General features: G+C 62.2%; 13 protein-coding genes and 1 tRNA gene. 10 read left to right on the top strand and 4 right to left on the bottom strand.

The window, feature by feature from the left end:
- Positions 1-29: 29 nt before the first annotated feature.
- The 3 genes from BV071_RS00980 to BV071_RS00990 form a co-directional block, all read right to left on the bottom strand.
- Positions 30-665: a response regulator transcription factor gene (locus tag BV071_RS00980; protein WP_035600930.1), complete on the bottom strand. Its 636-nt coding sequence runs from the start codon at positions 663-665 to the stop codon at positions 30-32.
- Positions 666-669: 4 nt separating this feature from the next.
- On the bottom strand, positions 670-3,234 hold the full coding sequence (locus BV071_RS00985; RefSeq protein WP_035600932.1) for a LamG-like jellyroll fold domain-containing protein: 2,565 nt from the start codon (positions 3,232-3,234) through the stop codon (positions 670-672).
- Between the two features lie 98 nt (positions 3,235-3,332).
- Positions 3,333-5,102 (bottom strand): family 78 glycoside hydrolase catalytic domain, encoded by a 1,770-nt coding sequence (locus BV071_RS00990; RefSeq protein WP_081885699.1) that lies wholly within the window; start codon positions 5,100-5,102, stop codon positions 3,333-3,335.
- A gap of 201 nt (positions 5,103-5,303) precedes the next feature.
- On the opposite strand from BV071_RS00990, the gene BV071_RS00995 reads away from it, so the two are divergent.
- Positions 5,304-5,379: transfer RNA gene (locus BV071_RS00995), tRNA-Thr, on the top strand.
- Between the two features lie 131 nt (positions 5,380-5,510).
- On the opposite strand, the gene BV071_RS01000 is transcribed toward BV071_RS00995, so the two are convergent.
- A complete protein-coding gene (locus tag BV071_RS01000) occupies positions 5,511-6,047 on the bottom strand; it encodes a c-type cytochrome domain-containing protein (protein ID WP_035600935.1) in 537 nt (178 codons plus the stop codon).
- Between the two features lie 663 nt (positions 6,048-6,710).
- Here BV071_RS01000 and BV071_RS01005 point away from each other — a divergent pair.
- The 9 genes from BV071_RS01005 to BV071_RS01045 all read left to right on the top strand — a co-directional run bounded on the left by BV071_RS01005 (position 6,711) and on the right by BV071_RS01045 (position 16,910).
- Positions 6,711-7,763, top strand: coding sequence for a thrombospondin type 3 repeat-containing protein (locus BV071_RS01005; RefSeq protein ID WP_035600938.1), 1,053 nt, complete (start codon positions 6,711-6,713; stop codon positions 7,761-7,763).
- A 53-nt stretch (positions 7,764-7,816) separates the two neighbouring features.
- Complete coding sequence (locus BV071_RS01010; protein ID WP_035600941.1) at positions 7,817-9,259, top strand: hypothetical protein; 1,443 nt, start codon at positions 7,817-7,819, stop codon at positions 9,257-9,259.
- A gap of 279 nt (positions 9,260-9,538) precedes the next feature.
- Complete coding sequence (locus BV071_RS01015) at positions 9,539-11,056, top strand: POTRA domain-containing protein (protein WP_035600980.1); 1,518 nt, start codon at positions 9,539-9,541, stop codon at positions 11,054-11,056.
- Positions 11,057-11,067: 11 nt separating this feature from the next.
- The gene (locus BV071_RS01020; protein ID WP_035600942.1) at positions 11,068-12,897 is read left to right on the top strand and encodes a DUF2341 domain-containing protein; all 1,830 of its coding nucleotides are present in this window, start codon (positions 11,068-11,070) and stop codon (positions 12,895-12,897) included.
- Positions 12,898-12,906: 9 nt separating this feature from the next.
- Complete coding sequence (locus tag BV071_RS01025; RefSeq protein WP_343123393.1) at positions 12,907-13,311, top strand: biopolymer transporter ExbD; 405 nt, start codon at positions 12,907-12,909, stop codon at positions 13,309-13,311.
- A gap of 6 nt (positions 13,312-13,317) precedes the next feature.
- The gene (locus BV071_RS01030) at positions 13,318-13,728 is read left to right on the top strand and encodes a biopolymer transporter ExbD (protein WP_035600947.1); all 411 of its coding nucleotides are present in this window, start codon (positions 13,318-13,320) and stop codon (positions 13,726-13,728) included.
- A gap of 5 nt (positions 13,729-13,733) precedes the next feature.
- Entirely contained in the window at positions 13,734-14,396 is a 663-nt protein-coding gene (locus tag BV071_RS01035; RefSeq protein ID WP_265593912.1) for a TonB C-terminal domain-containing protein, read from the top strand.
- A gap of 24 nt (positions 14,397-14,420) precedes the next feature.
- Positions 14,421-16,247, top strand: a complete 1,827-nt coding sequence (locus tag BV071_RS01040) for a putative porin (RefSeq protein ID WP_052572724.1) — start codon at positions 14,421-14,423, stop codon at positions 16,245-16,247.
- 6 nt (positions 16,248-16,253) lie between these two features.
- A complete protein-coding gene (locus tag BV071_RS01045; RefSeq protein ID WP_052572725.1) occupies positions 16,254-16,910 on the top strand; it encodes a hypothetical protein in 657 nt (218 codons plus the stop codon).
- Positions 16,911-16,914: the final 4 nt, after the last annotated feature.

A 16,914-nucleotide genomic window follows, 5' to 3' on the forward strand; every position in this document is an offset into this window, starting at 1 on the left:
CCGGGGATCGGGTGACGATGCGAATGCCCTTACTGCCGCCCCAAGTACTTCACCACGGCCTCGGTCCGGGTGCGCACGTGGAGTTTCGCGTAGATGTTGTGCAAGTGGGTGCGCACGGTTTCCACGCCGATCCCGAGGTCCCAGGCAATCTCCTTGTAGAGTCCGCCCTTCACCAAGAGTTCGAGGATTTGCTTTTCCCGGGGCGTCAGGTTGTGGTCCTCGTTCTTCGCGGGCGGCTCCTTTTGGAAATGCTGGACCACCTTGCGCGCGATCGCGCTCGACATCGGCGAGCCGCCCGAAAGCAGGTCCTCCAGGCATTCGAGCAACTTCGTCGGTGCATCGCGCTTCAGCAGGTAGCCGGAAGCTCCCGCGGCCAGTGCGTCGAAGATCCTGTCGTTGTTGTCGTAGACCGTGACCATCAGCACCTGGATGTCCGGATGCAGGGCCTTGAGCCGGGCCACGCATTCGATGCCGGACATGCCGGGGAGCTGGATGTCCATCAGGACGACATCAGGGTGTTGCTGCTTCATCGCGGCCAGCGCGGATTCGGCATCGGAATAGGCAGCCGTGACCTGCCATGTGCCGGAGGCGGTCAGCACTTCGGTAATGGTTTCGCGCAAGACCGGATCATCCTCGACAAGGGCAATGGTGCGGGTGGTGGACATGGGATCAATTCGGATGTTCAGGGAGGCGGCAGAGCATTACCACACAGGTTCCGTGGCCCTTTGACGAGTCCAAGGCGTAGCTGCCGCCAATTTCCCGGATGCGTGCGGCCGTATTGTCGAGGCCGTGGCCGTGCGGCTGGGCGGCGGGGTTGAAGCCCTTGCCGGTATCGCGCACGGTGATGGCGAGTGTCTCGTCCTCGAGTGCCACGGAGAGGAAGACCTCGCAGGGCCCCGCGTGCTGCAATACGTTGTGCAGGCTTTCCTTCACGGCCAAGGCCACATGGTGGCGATAGTCGGAGCCCAAGGGGCGCGCGGGTAAGATGGCCGGGATATCGAGTCGGCAGCGCACCGGCGTATCGCGGAACATTTCCTCGGCCATCCGCGTGAGGTGCGAGGCGAGGTGATCAAGGGTGTCGTGGGCGGGATCGACCGCCCAGACGAGGTCATCCATCGCTTCCACCAGTTCGCGGGCGGAGTCGGTCATCTTGTCGAGATGGCGGCGGGCCTTGGCGGGATCTGCCTCCATGTCGCGGCGGGCCAGCGCCGCGGTCATGTTGAGCACGGTCACGCGGGTTCCAAGGTCGTCGTGCATATCGCGCGCGATGCGGCTGCGGTCCTGTTCAAGGGCATTCTGGAAACGCAGGCGCTCAAGGCGGCGCTTGGAACGCCGCCGCAGATGACCGAAGGCGGCACCAGCGACCAAGGCGATCGATCCTGCCGTCACCAGTGGGCCGAACCAAACGCGCTGCCAGAAGGGCGGATCAATGATGACCGGCAGCGAGATCATTTTACCGGCCAGTTGCTTGTCACCCGCCAAGCCGATCACGCGGAAGGTATATCGTCCCGGCGGAACGTTGATGTAGCTGGCGCGGTTCTGCGCGCCGCCGATCACGTTGTAGGCTTCCCACCAGGAGAGAATCATCGTGCGGCCTTCGCCAGCCGGGCTGGTCCAAGGCTGGACGGAGATCCATTCGCCTTGCTTTTGCTGGTCGCCATCCACCAGTCCCAGCGTGGTGCCGGCGCTGCCGGTCACAAGTTGGGCGATTGCCGGATCGCTGATTGCCGGATCGCCGGTGCCGCGCTGCCAGCCATCCGGAAGATCCGCTGGCGAGGGGGTCTTGCCGCCGAAGTCGAACTGGCCACCGGGCCAAGGTGAACTCTTGCCGGAGCCGGGCTCCAACAAGGCGATGTCATCCACCATCATCAGGCCGGTGGTATCGGGGGAGCCAGAGCCCAGCGTGATCCTCAGCGCCGCGGTCTGCGGCGGGAAATAGACCGGCTCGGTACGATGCGTGAGCTTTGAGTCGCCCATCGTGGTTTCCCATCCGGGACTCCGGCCCATGGCCGGGAAACTCGATTGCGAGATCACATGATTGCCGGAGTCCAGTGCTTGGCAGACCAGACTCATGCCGAGCTCCGTTTCTTGCCAGCGCTCGTCGATGCCTTCGAGTTGGCAGCGCAACTCCACGTCGGAAGTGAAGCGTCCGGGATCGAAGCCGAAGGCAAAATCGAGGCGATGCAATCCGGAACCCAGCCGCAGGGCTTCACCGGGGACTTTTGGCAAGGCCGCCGGTGAGGCATCGACCAGCACACTGGAGAGCTTCAGGTCCATGGGCCCCTGTTCCTTGGCATCCACCGGCTTGGTGGAAGGATCAGAAGCGATGCGCTGGGCAGGGGGGACAAAGAAGAAGTCGTGAGGGTTGCGTGCCACGCCGCTGATGCGGACTTCGTCAATCAAGCCGGGGAAGGGTTCAGCCTCGCCATTGCCTTCGAAAGAGCGGGCCTCGTTGCCGATTGCGAGGTCGCCGCTCTTGCCATTCAGGTCTCCCGAGAGGCTGCCGCGTCCGATCAGGTTGGCTTCTACCGGATGGGTGCCGTCGAGCCGGGTCCAGTAGAGCTTCATATTGTTGGCCACGCCAGCGTTGCCGTCGTAGGTGACGGCAATGTGGTACCATGCTCCGGCCTGGAGCGCGTTCGGGCCGCTGCCGGGGATCGAGGCCAGGGCTCCGCCGCTAGCACCGGAGTCCGGCAGGGCGATGAAAGCGAGGAAGCTCTGCTTCTCGATCCGGAAGTTGAACATGCGGTCATTCGCATCTCCGTCGAGCGAGAGCAGGCCCAGAGCAACGACCGGTGCGTCCTTGGGCCACATGTCGGGCCGCACGATCATCTCATAGGTGAAGGCCCCATTGGGTCCTGCGTAGCGGAAGTTGGCCGGAACATTGTCCTGCTTGCCATTGGCCAGTTCCCGCGCGGCCGCGAGGATCGCTCCATGGAAGTCGGAGGCCCCGGGGGTGCCGCCCGCGTTGCCTAGGAACGAGACTGCCGAGGCGAAGCCGGGCAATGAAGGCAGCCCCGCTTTGGCATTGTTCAACAAGCCCTCCAGAGGCAAGGGATTGTCAGGGGCGCTATCCGCAAAAGGGGCCGAATCCTCATCAAGGTGCCAAAGATGCAGTGTCTGCGGATCGGATAGATAGGCGGCGAAATCTTCCGCAGATGCTCTTTCCGGGATGCTGAGGAAGATCCACGCCAGCCCGCACCGGAGGAGGATGAAAGGCGCGGGGCGGGGCATGAGGGATTGCTAGCAAGAAACCGGCATCCTTGCGAGGTGCCGGTTTTGGAAAAGTTCGTGCAGTGGAGTTGCGTGGCGGCGGGGCTGCTCGCCAAGGCTCACTGCTGCATCCGGATCGTCCAGTTGCCCGGCCGCAAGCCGAGCACCTTGTGTCCCTTTTCCTCGCGCAGAGGCACCGCCTCGCCGGTGCCTCCCTCAGTCATGGCAGCGCCGGGGAAGGGGACATGGAACTCGGCGGCGCTACCGGTCGGAACCGTCACCTTCGCGAGCCAAGTGTTCGCATCCTTGCCCTCAATCTCGAGGTTCACCGAACCCTTTGGGGTGGGAAACTTGATCTTCGCGTGCCCCAGGGAGGCGGTCTGCGGCTTCACCCGGAAGCGTTTGAAGCCGGGTTCCAGAGGCTCGATTCCCATCAGGCGTCTCGCAATGATATTGGTCGGCGCGGTGCCCCAGGCGTGGTTCCAGTCCAGATTCGGCTTCAGTGCCGGGTCCCATGCCTCGAGAGTGATGGTTGAACCGACCTTCTCCGACATGTTCAACCAGGACTTCTGGCTGTGAGAGGCCAGCAAGGACAGGGCCTGCTCTGCTTCCCCGGCGTCGTAGAGCGCGTCTAACAGGAACTGCGCCCCGTAGACACTGCAGGACATCCCGCGGCCCTTGATGAAAGCCGCGACCCGGGACGTCCGCTCTTCCGGCACCAGCCCCAGCGCCAGCGCGAAGAAGCTGGCATGCGCCGAGGCATGGCTCGATGCCTTGCCGCTCTCCGGGTCCAGGCCATCGAGGTAGCACCCGCGCGCCTCATCCCAGAGGCTGGTGTTCACGGTCGCGCGGGTCTGCTCCGCCAGTTGGGCGAACTCCTTCGCATCGCTGGCCTTCCCGACCTGCGTGGCAATCTTCTCCAACAGCACCAAGGCCCGGTAGTGGTAAGCGGTTACCACTGTCTTCACCACCGGCTTCATGTCGTAACCATCGCGCTCACCGGCAGGCCAGTCGATGATGTCCTTGATCTCTCCATCGTTCCAGCCTTGGAAAAGTCCATCCTTGGTGCGGCGCTCCGTCATCGCCCGGCCCTTCAAGTCATTGTAGTGCTTCTTCAGCGAGGCATCGTCGCCGGACCACAGGAAGTCGTGCCAGCCGAGGATCACCGACTGCAGTCGCCACTCCGTCGGCCAAGTCGGCGTCTCTAACAAATACTCGTGGGTCAGCCGCGCGGTGTCGTAGTGCGCGTCCAGGCAGTAGTGGGAAAGCTGATTGATCAGCACGTCTGCTTCATAAGGTTTCCGCTCTCGGTCACCATCGACATAGAGCCCCAGGAAGCTGGTCGCCTTGATGCTGTGCTTGCAGAGCTTCCACACCGCATTCAGTTCCGGGCTGGAAGAATCGAAGTCGGAGGCCGCCTCGTTGAAAGCCACGCTCCACGAGATCCTGCGGATCTGATCCGCCGTGAAACTCGAAGGAGCACCCTCGATCTCGACATAACGGAATGGCATCACTTCAGGCGAGCCCTTGGGGAGATCCAGGAATCCGGACTTCATCCAATCGGGCGGCTGCCAGCTCAGCTTCGGGCTGGCTTCCTTTCGCGCCGTGAGTTCGAGTTCGTGCTTCTGGTAGCGGACAGTGCCGCCGGGTTTGCGATTGATCACGCCCGGTGCTGAGAGGGCTTCGCCCATGTGAAGAGTCACCTTGGCATTGGCATCCGCAGTGATGGCCACATTGCCGAAGGCCGCCTTGCCGAAATCCACGAACCAATGTCCTTCGCCCTTCTTCTCACAGGAGACCGGGGCCTCCGCCGCGGAAATCACCGGACTGCGCTCTGCGGCCGAGAGATGACACAGGGGAAGCAGGAGACAAATAAGCAGCAAACGCATGGATGGAACCGGGTTCACCGGTCAAGCAGTGCCAATCGGGCGACCAAGGCAAGGTCGCGCACGATTCACCCCCCGAAAAGGGGGCACGCCAATCCTTTGCACGAACTGGCATTTAAGACTTCCGCTCGCTGCCAATTCACGTCTAAATCCGCCGCCCCGGCGCCCGGCAGCGATGCCTCGCCGAATCCATCCAAGGTTGTTGCCGGTTTAGCTCAGTTGGTAGAGCAGTTCATTTGTAATGATCAGGTCGTCGGTTCGAGTCCGACAACCGGCTCCATGGAGGGCTCCCCTTTAAACGGGAACGGGCCGCGAAGTGCGGCCCGCTTGGGATTGCCCCTTATCGGCGGCAGTGCCTGCACCTAGGCGTCACGATCGATCGTCATGACGCCCGGGCCGGCAGGTGAGTTTTTACTTCGCCCCTTGTTCGATCCACGCGCGAAGGATCCCGACTTGATCGTTCGTCAGCGGCTTGGCGCGCGGACCTCCGCGACCCTGCTGACCGCCTTGGTCGCCACCGCCGCCGGGACCGCCCGGGCCTCCGGGGCCGCCGCCGCGACCACCTTTCTTCGGCGGCATTGCGATGTCATCGTTCACTTGCGCTGCGGCGAAGAGAATCGAGCTCTTGGCTGCCTCACCGGGCACCACGGCCTTGCCGTGTTCGCCGCCCTTGAGCGCGGCTTCCAGACTGTCGAGCCGAAGGTCGCCCTTCTGCTTCTTTTCGCCGTGGCAGTTTACGCAGGACTCCTTCAGCAGCGGCTGGATATCCTTCTCGAAGGTGAGGCCTTCCTTTTTGGCCGCTGCCGGCAGTTTGGTGGCGTCCAGCTTGCTGACGTCCCACTCTTTGTCCTTGTCCTTGCCGCCCTTCGCCTCTTGGGCATGGGCCAAGGTCAGGGAAAGGGGAATGACAGCGAGCAGACCTAACAAGCGAGTGGCGGCGGGAGACATGGTAGTCGTGGTGGTGAGGTATCGGTTTTATTTTTTGCCGGAGATTCCGGCCTCGAACTTAAATTCCTTAGCGCGAGGAAGGTTGCGGCGGGAAGGAAATTGGGGCGCGATTCCTTTCACTTATTTTTGCGGTGGGGCGATTTTTATAGTGTGGGAGGAAATGAAGTTCGCGGGATTTTTGATTAGTTTATTGGGTAGAATGGTAATGATTTTGAGGGTTGATCGAAAAATCTCTTGCTAATCTCCCACTGAAGGTATGAATTCCGCCCGCGGCCAATCCGGCCGTCCCGTTTACCCGGACCAAGGGCGATGGGAATCAAGGTGACCCCTTTCCAGGGGAGCCAGCAACAGAGTAAGGACGACCGCATCTCGCGGAGTCTGGACCCTGACATACCGGCCAGTGCGTGCCGGAGAACCCCGCTGAACCACCGATTCCACGTATGAATCTCCCTCTGAAATCCTCCCGCCTGTCCTTTCGAGGCCCCGCACGGTTGCTGGCGGGTTGCTGCTGTCGCTGATCGCCCCTCCACCGGTCTATTCCGGTCCTTCGCGCCCATTTGCGGCGTGGGCTCATCGCATGTCGGCTTCCTCGATTCTTAATCTCTCCAATCTACTATGAAATTCGCTTTCCAAGGGTTATTTCGAACCTCTCTTCCGGTCCTCGTGGCCGGGCTCCTGCTGCCAGTGGCGCAGGCGGACTTGGTCGTCCAGGCGGCGCAAGGCAACGTACTGCTCGCCTTCCGTGATACCACGGCCTCCGGCACTGGCTCTTACCTCGTGAATATCGGGCCGGTGGCCCAGTTTGCGGGTGCTGCCGCGGGCAGCAGCACAGCTGTCGCGACCATCGGTGCGCTTGGTGCCGATCTTGATGAATTTGATTCCACCGAAGGCGGTGAGGATGTCATCCCCTGGCATCAACGCAGCAAGGTGGTGTGGTCGGCCTTTTCGCGCAATGCGAGCGACCAGGATGCGATCTACATCTCCCGTCCGCGGACCTCGATCGCCCAGCAGAGCACGCCTTACGCGGCCCGCAACGGCTTCGCGCACAATACCGCCTTCGCCGAGATCAGTTCGGTGATCGGCCAAGGTTACAACGTGCTTAGTTCGACGGTGGGCGCTCCGAACTCCGCGGGCAATGCGCGCGGTGGCTTCCAGACCAGCACGGCATCCGACTCTCCGGTCTACCGTTTCCAAGTTGCGACCGAAGCCCGCCAGGATTTCGCGACTTGGCCGAACATTGAAAAGGACTTCGGTGCCGGTGCTGCGAATTCCGCACTCGACTTCTATGTCCACCGCAAGGCCCCCGCGCTCTCCAGCCTGGGAACGGTGGATTACCTCGGCTACTTCTCAATCACGAGTGCTGGGGTGGTGAGCTTCACGCGTGCTGCCAGCAATCCGAATCTGGATAGCGACGGTGATGGCTTCACCGATGCCGATGAGGTGATCGCCGGAACCGATCCGAACAACGCTTCGTCTTACTTCAAGATTGCACCTCCGGTGGTCGTGCCGGGGACCTCGCGGACCTTCAACCTGACCACGATCGCGTCGCGCCGCTACGCCATCGAATACAACGCCGATTTGGCCACGGGGGCTTGGGCGGAAGTCTACGTGCACTCGTCCGGAACCGGTGCGGCTCCGCTGAACTGGGTGGACACGGATCCGGCCCGCAACGCCGCGCCGCGTGGTTTCTACCGCGCCAAGGTGACCAATCCCTGATCCATCGGACCCGACTCCAATCCATCCATTTTCAATTCAATCTTCCCATTTCCATGAAACTTTCCCCATCCGCTCTTATCGGCCTTGTTAGCATTGCCAGCAGCCTTGCTGCCACCGCAGAGACCACCATCTATTTCGCCGCTTCCAATGGCGACCGCAATGCGACCCAGGTCGCCATATCGCGGGTGCTCACCAACTGGACCTATCGCGGGCTGAGTGGTGCCGCCAGCGGTGCCGGCGGCCCGAGCCAGACTCCTTCCGATACCTTCCGTACCTCGAACTTCGGCACTTGGAACGGCACTTGGAATAGCCAGAACGTCGTCATCAAGACCAACTTCGCGGGCGCGCTCGCTGGCATTGCTGCCGTGGCGGACCAGACGCAGAAGTTCCGCTTCGATCCGACCAATGGCACGGGCAGTGGCGCGATCCCCGAGAATCCCCTCGATTCCACCACTCCTGCCAACTACGTCGAATCGACGGTGGACTTCGGTCTTTCTACGAACTTCCAGAGCACCTCGCCCTTCAACGGCAGCTACAACGAGCGCACCTACAATCCGGTGAAGCAGACCCTGGTGGGCATTTCCCAACTGGGCTTCTACGGCAGCCCGGGGATTCCGATCGACAACATCACCAGCCAGCAAGCCAGGCTGCTCTACGATGCCGGAGCCGTCCAGCTCTCCCTCTTCACGGGCAATTGGTCGAATGGCGACGAGCACAAGTGGATCTATGCTCTCGGCCGCAATACCGATGCGGGCCAGCGCTTCGCGGCCCAGCTTGAAATCGGCCGAAGCGGCCTGGGCTACCAGTGGGCCTATCAGGCGAATCCTGCGCCGACGGCTGGTGGCACTGGCAATGCTCCTTTGCTCGAGAGCCCCGCTGGTTCCGGGACCTGGGTGGCAAACCCGGCCTATGATCCGGCGAAGTCCTATCAGATCGGGACTTCGGTCATCGGTGGCACTGTTGCCGATCACCGCCAGTGGAACAACGGCTTGGATGTGAGCTTCTCCGGCATCACCGCATCCGGTGGTCACACCAGCGGTGCCAACCTTGCCATCGCCCTTACCCAGAAACTCGGGCCGGCCGCCTACCAAAAGGCCGATCCTGCTGCCACGGCCGGTTGGTATGTCGGCTACGTGACCCCGGGGGATGCAAACGCGACGATCCTCGGCAGCGGCCAAGGGGCTGCCCGTCCCGCGGATAGCAAGGGGGTGGCGTTGAAGTACAACGGCATCGAGAACACACCGGAGAACCTGAAGAGCGGGCGCTACACGCTGTGGATCTACAACCGGGTCCTCACCCCGCTCAGTGGCGTGAGCTCCAAGGCCGGTGACCCGAGCCCGACCTACCGCGCCGACTTCGTCACCGCGCTGGCCAACCGCATCAAGATCGACGTGGCATCCCAGCAAGGCATCGCGCTGGATGACCCTGCCCTGAAGGTTCACCGCACGGAAGACGGTGGCACGGTCCTGCCCGGACCCTTCCCCGGGGACGAATAAGAACGTTTCCCTTATACGCCCCGGAGAGGGGACCGCGCGAGACTCCCAAGCGCGGACTTTCTCCGGGGCCTTGCCTCAAGAACTCCCGGCCTGCTTCAGGCCACCTGTCCCATCTTACCCGCGAGCAGGAAGTCACCCGTGACACAAAACACGGGCCTCCGACCTCGGGGCAGCATCGAGACAAGCATCGTGAAAACCGCTTCATTACTTTTTCTCCCAGGCCCATTCCGGGCGGTCCGTGTGACCGCGCTGGGACTTGCGCTTGCCATGGCGGGGCTCATGCCGGCGGTCGCACAGCAGCGGGAGACCACGTTGCTGATCCGCGAATATCGTGTGCAGGGCTCGACGCTGCTTACGCCGCTGGAGATCGAGGAAGCCGTCTATCCTTACCTGGGCCCGGGGCGCACCGCAGCAGATGTGGAGCAGGCTCGTGCGACGCTTGAAAAGACTTTCCGGGACAAGGGCTATCAGACCGTGACCGTGCAGATCCCGGCGCAGGATCCTCGCTCCGGTATCATCCGTCTGCAGGTGATTGAAGGGAAGATTGGACGTTTGCGGGTCAGCGGTGCCCGCTACTTCTTGCCAAGCCGGATCAAGGAAGAGGCACCATCATTGGCCGAGGGATCGGTGCCGGACTTCGCCAAGGTGAAGGCGGAGATCGTGGCGCTGAATCGCCTGCCCGACCGCACGGTGAAGCCGCAGCTCCGCCCCGGTTTGGAGCCGGGAACCTACGACGTGGATCTAGAGGTGGAGGACAAGTCGCCGCTCCACGGTTCGCTGGAGCTTAACAACCGCTATAGCTCGAACACTTCGCAGAGCCGCCTGAATGGGGCGATCAGCTACGGGAATCTCTTTCAACTCGGCCATACCCTTGGCCTCGACTTCCAGGTGGCTCCGGAGAATCCGGACGATGCCTTGGTCTACTCCGGCTACTATCTGGCACGGGTTTCGGACGGCCTCAGCCTGATGGTTCAAGCGACGAAGCAGGATAGCGACGTCTCCACCCTGGGTGGCGCGGCGGTGGCCGGGCGAGGGGAGATCCTTGGTCTGCGTGCGCTATTCGACCTGCCGGGCACTGACAGCTTCTCTCAGAATTTTGCACTGGGGATCGACTGGAAGTCCTTTGACGAGGATCTCACGGTCGCGGGCGTCACTGGCAATACGCCGATCGAATACTTCCCGATCAGCGCCAACTACGGTGCCAGCTGGATGAAGCCGGAGTCCTTCACCCAAGCGAATCTCTCGTTGAATTTCCATCTCCGCGGTCTGGGCAGCGATCAGTCGGAGTTCGATGCCAAGCGCTACCAGTCGGACGGCAGCTACATCTACCTCCGCGGCGACCTTTCCCATACCCGCGATCTGAAGGATGGCTCGCAGCTTTATGGCAAGATCCAAGGCCAGATCTCGAGCCAGCCGCTGATCAACAGCGAGCAGCTCAGCGGCGGTGGCCTGGGCAATGCACGCGGCTATCTGGAGGCCACCGCCTTGGGTGACAATGGTGTCTTTGCCACCGCCGAGTACCGCACCCGTTCCTTCATTGGAAAGAAGGACGAGAAGGGCAAGCAAGCTGATGAGTGGCGACTGCATGCCTTCGTCGATGGCGGCACGCTCACGGTCCTCAAGCCGCTGCCTTCGCAGAAGTCTTTCTACAATTTCCTCAGTGCCGGTGCCGGAACGCGCTTCCGCCTGCGCGATCACTACAACGGCTCGCTCGATGTTGCCGTGCCCTTCACCGACCAGGCCGACGCCGAGTCCGGCGAGGTCCGGGTCACCTTCCGCGGATGGGCCGACTTCTAACAATTCTGACCATGATCACACGTCACGTCATCGCCTTCCTGTCGATCCTCATGCCCCTCCATGCCGCGGAAGGCTGGTGGAACAAGGAGTGGACCCAGCGCCAGAAACTCACGCTCAATACCGGGGCGGATGGGGCGAAACTTTCCGGACCGCTGGAAAATGCGGCGGTGCTGGTGCGTTTGCATGCCGGCAATTTCCAGTTTTCAAAAGCGGCGGCGGATGGTGGCGACCTGCGCTTCGTGACGGATGACGGCAAGCTCCTGCCTCACCAAGTGGAGAGCTTCGACGCGCTGATGAACGAGGCTTTCGTTTGGGTGAAGCTGCCTTCGGTCGCGGCCGGGACTACCACGGTCAATCTCTACTATGGCTCGGCTAATCCTGCAGCCGTGGAGCCGGCCAAGACCGCGGATGTGTATGATGCGGTGCTGGTCTGGCATCTGTCCGACCGTGGTGCAGCGCCGACCGATGCCACCGCCAACGGTAATAACGGCAGCGTGGCTCTTGCAGCTTCGGAAGGTGCCATCATCGGCAGCGGTGCGCGTCTGCTCGGGGCGGAGCCGGTGACCATCGCGGCATCGCCTTCGCTGGATTTTAGCGGCGGCTTCACTTGGTCGGCTTGGGTGAAGCCCTCTGCCTTGCAGGCTGGCGCGGAAATTTTCCGCCGCGGCGAGTTCCGGATCCTGTTGGATCAAGGCGTGCCGCTGGTGACCGTGGGCAACCAACGCAGCACTCCGGTGCCGGCTTTGGCCGCGGCGACATGGAGCCATGTGGTGGTCACTGCCGGCGATGGCAAGGTCTCGCTGTATGTGAATGGCGAGGCGGTCAGCCAGCTCGCGACGCCCCTGCCGGTGCTCGATGGTGCACTGACGGTGGGAGGTGCGGACGCCGGAGCCCGCTTCGTCGGCGAGATCGATGAACTGGAGATCAGCAAGGGCGCGCGTTCCGCGGACTGGGTGAAGTTCGCAGCCACCAGCCAAGGCGGGACTGAGGCCGGACAGCGGACCGTGACGCTCGCGGAGGCGGAGAGCGGTGAAGGTGGTGGTGGCAAGCACAGCGGCGGTGCGCTGGAGCACCTCTCGCTCTTCGGTGACATCGCGAACAACATGATGTTCGACGGTTGGATCGCGATCGGCATCTGCGCGATCATGATCGTGGTGGGCTGGACCGTCGCGATCCAGAAATTCAAATACCTCAATACCATCCAGAAGGGCACGAAGGAGTTCCTGCGCCAGTGGAAGCAGTTATCATCGGACCTCACCGCGATCGATCATGGTGACCAGGCCAGCATCAGGAACCTTGGTGGTGCCGACAGCCACCAGATGTCGGTGATCGAGAAGTCGCCGCTCTATCAGATCTACCACATCGGCTCGGAGGAGATCCGCCACCGTCTTGCCCGCGACAAGCAGCGGACGCAGGGCTTGTCCGCCCGCTCCATCCAGGCGATTCGTGCTGCCCTCGATGGCGGCTTGGTCCACGAAACCCATCGCCTGACGAAGGGACTGGTTTTCCTCACCATCAGCATCGCGGGAGGCCCCTATGTCGGCCTGCTCGGCACGGTGGTCGGGGTGATGATCACTTTCGCCATCATCGCGAAGAGCGGGGAGGTGGACGTGAACTCGATCGCGCCCGGCATCGCCTCCGCCCTGCTCGCCACGGTGGTCGGCCTGCTGGTCGCGATCCCGGCCCTCTTCATCTACAGCTACTTGAACAGCCGAATCAAGGAAGCCACCAGCGGCATGCAGGTCTTCATCGACGAATTCGTCGCCAAGATGGCCGAGTTCTATCCGCCGGCCGGGGAGGTGTCGCCCTACGCACCGCAGCCCGTTTCCAAGAACCACTGATACTCAGGAATCATGGCCTCAGCGGATGACAAGAGCTACGACGACATCAATGTCACGCCGATGGTGGACCTCTACCTCGTGCTGCTCTTGATCTTCATCATCATGACCACCGCAGGCGTGCAGGGGACGAAGGTGAACCTGCCGAAGGCCGACAAGAACTCGGTCCATGAGCTCGGCTTGCCGGGCATGCAGGCGGTCACGGTCAGCAACCAAGGGAAGATCTTCTTGAATACGATCCCGGTCACCCCTGCTGAACTAGAATCGAAACTGGGTGCCTTGAAGGCCAAGAAGAAAGACCTGCTGGTGGTGGTGCGCGGTGATAGCCGCAGCCAGTACCAGGGGATCATGGATGTGCTCGATGCCCTTGGCCGGGCGGGCATCGACAACATCGGGATGGCTACCACCAACAAGTGATTCATTATGGCTTCCGCGGACGACAAAAACTTCGATGACATCAACGTCACGCCGATGGTGGACCTCTACCTGGTGCTGCTCTTGATTTTCATCATCATGACCACTGCATCGGTGCAGGGGATGAAGGCCGACCTGCCGCGCGCGAGCAAGAGTGCTGCCAAGCTGAATCCGAATACGCCCAAGCTCCAGGCGATCGTCATCGACAATGGTGGCAAGATCAAACTGAACAACGAGGACGTCACCTTCGCCCAGCTTGAGACCAAACTCGCTGCCGCGCGCGCGGCTTCCGCGGAGGTCCCCGCCGTGGTCCGTGGTGACCGCCAGACGCAATACCAGACGATCATGGATGTTCTGACCCTGTTGGGTCGGCTCAAGATCACCAAGATCGGTCTCGCTACCAAACCTCCGGAGAAATGAGCATCATGGCATCCACGAACGTCGTCGTAGCAAGGATCATGGCAGTCGGCCTCGCCGTCGGCTTGGTCTTGGGCGCGTCTAGCTGCGGAAGGAAGACCGTGGCGAAGAAAAAGTCCGATCCGGTCGTCATGATCGATCCGGTGCCACCACCACCTCCGCTCCCGCCCCCGCCACCACCTCCCCCGCAGGCGGAGCCGCCGCCTGAGGAGAAGGAACAGGAGATGGTCGAGCAGGAGCCGGTCGTCGAGGCAACCCCTGACGAGCCCGGCCCGGAAGAGCCGCCGGCGGAACTCGGCACCGGCTTGACCGGTGATGGACCGAATGGCTTCGGCCTCAGCGGTCGCGGCGATGGCAACGGTGGTGGTGGAAATGGCAAGGGACGGAAGGGCGGGGGACCCTTTGACCGTTACGCTGCCCTGCTTCAGAACACGCTGGGCTCCGAGCTGCGCCGCAATTCGAAGACCCGGGCTTCGACCTTCGATGTGCAGGTCTCCCTGCGCATCGATGCCGAGGGTCGCATCACCTCAATCAAGCCGAAGTCATCCACGGGGGACCCTTCCCTGGATCAGTCTCTTCGCAACGACTTCATCGGCGTGCGCTTCTCGGAGCCACCTCCGGCCGACATGCCGATGCCGATCCATACGCGCCTCACCGGGCGCAAACGCTGATTTTTTCCAAGTCTCTCAAGAGCCATGCCCGCAACGCACGCCTATCGCCCCGTGATCAAGACGGTCGCCGCCACCCTCGCGGGAGCCGCGATCTCCTCCGCCCAGGAGGCACCGGAATTGCCACCGGTGCCCAATCCACAGCAGCAGTATAACGAGGTCTTCGATCCGAATCTCGGTGCCCCCGAGCTGCCGCCGGAGCCGGCACCCGCGCCCAATGCCTTGCCACCGGCATCGCCGAACATGGCGGTCAACCTTGTGGTGCTGCTGGTGAAAAAGGGACAGCTTAGCCAAGAGGAAGGGCTCGCGCTGATCGAGCAGGCCGAAGCCGAGGCAAAGTCCGCCCAGGCCAAGGTCCAGGCTCAGGCCGCTGCCGTGGCAGCGCCGCCGAAGGCGGAAGGGGAGGTAAGCGTAAACTACGTTCCCCAGACGGTCCGCAACGGCATCCGCGACGAGATCAAGCAGGAGCTGATGGCGGATGCGCGCGAGCACGCGTGGCGAGCCAATCAGGCACCGGAGTGGACCGAGACTTTCCGGCCCTTCGGGGATATCCGCGGACGTTACGAGGGCATCTTCTTCGCGGACGGGAATGACAACACTGGAGCCTTCCCGAACTTCAACGCGATCAATACCGGGGCTCCCTTCGATACCTCCGGCACGCTCTTCTCTCCGCAGTATAACGTGGACCAGAACCGCAACCGCGCCCGTCTGCGGGCCCGGCTGGGTGCGGACATCATGCTAGGCGAAGGTTTCATCGCGGGGATGCGGGTCGCTACCGGTGACAGCAGCTCGCCAGTCTCGCCGAACCAGTCGCTCGGTGGCTCCGGCGGGGATTTCTCAAAGTATCAGATCTGGCTGGATCGCGCCTTCATCGGCTACGACGTGGTGAAGGAAGAGGATCGCGAGCTGTCCTTCCTCTTGGGGCGCTTTGACAATCCCTTCTTCAATTCCGAAGTCATGTGGGATGATGACCTTGGCTTCGATGGTCTGGCGGGCCGCGGTCGCTTTGCCTTGAATGACAAGGTGACGGTCTTTGGTGCTGCCGGCCTGTTCCCGGTCTACAATACCGATCTCAACTTTGCCTCGAACCAGCCCTCGAAGTTTGAGAGCCAGGACAAGTGGCTCTACGGCGCGCAGGCCGGGATCGAGTGGAAGATCACCAGCGATCTGAAGGCCAAGTTCGGCACGGCCTATTACGACTTCCAGAACATCGAGGGGGAACTCTCCACGCCCTTCGTGCCGCTGGGGCCGAATGATGCCGGCAATACCGATGCGACGCGGCCTTCCTTTGCCCAGCGCGGCAATACCTACATGGCTCTGCGCAATATCATCCCGACCGCGGCGAATGGCTTCGGCACCACCAACCAGTGGCAATACTACGGCCTGGCCACGCCCTTCAAGGTGTTGACGCTCACCGGGCGCCTGGACTATAGCGCCTATGATCCGATCCAATTCGCGCTCACCGGCGAGTATCTGAAGAACCTAGCCTTCGATGCCGGTGACATCGCCCCGAAGGCGGTGAACAATCGGGCGGGAGCCGGAACGGGCGTCTTTGACGGCGGCGACACTGCCTGGTACCTGAACTTCCTCTTCGGGCGCACCGCGATGGACAAGCGCGGGGATTGGGTCGCGGGGATCGGCTACCGCTATGTGGAATCGGATGCCGTGGTGGATGGCTTCACCGACTCCGACTTCGGTGGGGGCGGGACCAATGTCCAAGGCTTCACGCTCGGCGGTGCGATGGCTCTCTCCCCGAATGTGCGGGTGGGCCTGAAGTGGATGAGCTCCGACGAGGTCTCCGGTCCACCGCTCGCCACGGACACGCTGCAGTTTGATGTTAACGCCAAGTTCTGACCGATCATGAAAGCACTCTTTCTAACGGCTCTCCTCCTGCCACTGACGTCCACCGCCCAAGAGGACGGCGAGGCCGCGCGACTGCGGGAAGCATTGAAGGGCGTCACGCTCCAGCTCCGCACCGCTCAAGGCGAAACCGCGAATGCCCAAGCGGCGAGTATTGCCGCAGAGCAGAAGGCAAAGGCCTTGGAGACGAAGCTGGCCGATTTGGAGAAGCGGCAAGCCGCGCTGACCAAGCAGTCGAACGATGACAAGGCCGCCGCCGACAAGACCGTTGCCTCGCTGAACAACCGGCTCGCCGAACGCGAGAAGCGGCTGGCCGACTACATCGCCGCGCTCGACAAGTGGAAGGCTGCCTACCAGGCCGCGACGGTCGCCGGTAAGAAGAGCGAGGAGCAGCGGACGCAGGCGAACGATGAAGTCGTGGTGCTGAAGCGCACCGTGGCGGACCGCGAGCGCAAGAACATCGCCCTCTTCAATGTCTCGAACGAGATCCTCGAACGCTACGAGAACTACGCGCTCGGGAAGTCGCTTGCGGCGAAGGAACCCTTTGTCGGGAACGCACGCGTGCAGATCGAGAACCAGGTCCAAGGTTATAAGGACAAGATCCTCGACCAGCGTCTGAACGCCCCCAGCACCACCAATAGCACCACCAAACCCTGAATTT

The organism is Haloferula sp. BvORR071 (assembly GCF_000739615.1).
Taxonomy (GTDB): Bacteria; Verrucomicrobiota; Verrucomicrobiia; order Verrucomicrobiales; family Akkermansiaceae; genus Haloferula.

What these genes read in the sequence shown, in the direction of transcription:
- BV071_RS00980 (WP_035600930.1), bottom strand. Translation starts at nt 665, where the DNA reads ATGTCCACCACCCGCACCATTGCCCTTGTCGAGGATGATCCGGTCTTG.
- BV071_RS00985 (WP_035600932.1), bottom strand. Translation starts at nt 3,234, where the DNA reads ATGCCCCGCCCCGCGCCTTTCATCCTCCTCCGGTGCGGGCTGGCGTGG.
- BV071_RS00990 (WP_081885699.1), bottom strand. Translation starts at nt 5,102, where the DNA reads ATGCGTTTGCTGCTTATTTGTCTCCTGCTTCCCCTGTGTCATCTCTCG.
- BV071_RS01000 (WP_035600935.1), bottom strand. Translation starts at nt 6,047, where the DNA reads ATGTCTCCCGCCGCCACTCGCTTGTTAGGTCTGCTCGCTGTCATTCCC.
- BV071_RS01010 (WP_035600941.1), top strand. Translation starts at nt 7,817, where the DNA reads ATGAAACTTTCCCCATCCGCTCTTATCGGCCTTGTTAGCATTGCCAGC.
- BV071_RS01015 (WP_035600980.1), top strand. Translation starts at nt 9,539, where the DNA reads ATGCCGGCGGTCGCACAGCAGCGGGAGACCACGTTGCTGATCCGCGAA.
- BV071_RS01020 (WP_035600942.1), top strand. Translation starts at nt 11,068, where the DNA reads ATGATCACACGTCACGTCATCGCCTTCCTGTCGATCCTCATGCCCCTC.
- BV071_RS01030 (WP_035600947.1), top strand. Translation starts at nt 13,318, where the DNA reads ATGGCTTCCGCGGACGACAAAAACTTCGATGACATCAACGTCACGCCG.
- BV071_RS01035 (WP_265593912.1), top strand. Translation starts at nt 13,734, where the DNA reads ATGGCATCCACGAACGTCGTCGTAGCAAGGATCATGGCAGTCGGCCTC.
- BV071_RS01040 (WP_052572724.1), top strand. Translation starts at nt 14,421, where the DNA reads ATGCCCGCAACGCACGCCTATCGCCCCGTGATCAAGACGGTCGCCGCC.
- BV071_RS01045 (WP_052572725.1), top strand. Translation starts at nt 16,254, where the DNA reads ATGAAAGCACTCTTTCTAACGGCTCTCCTCCTGCCACTGACGTCCACC.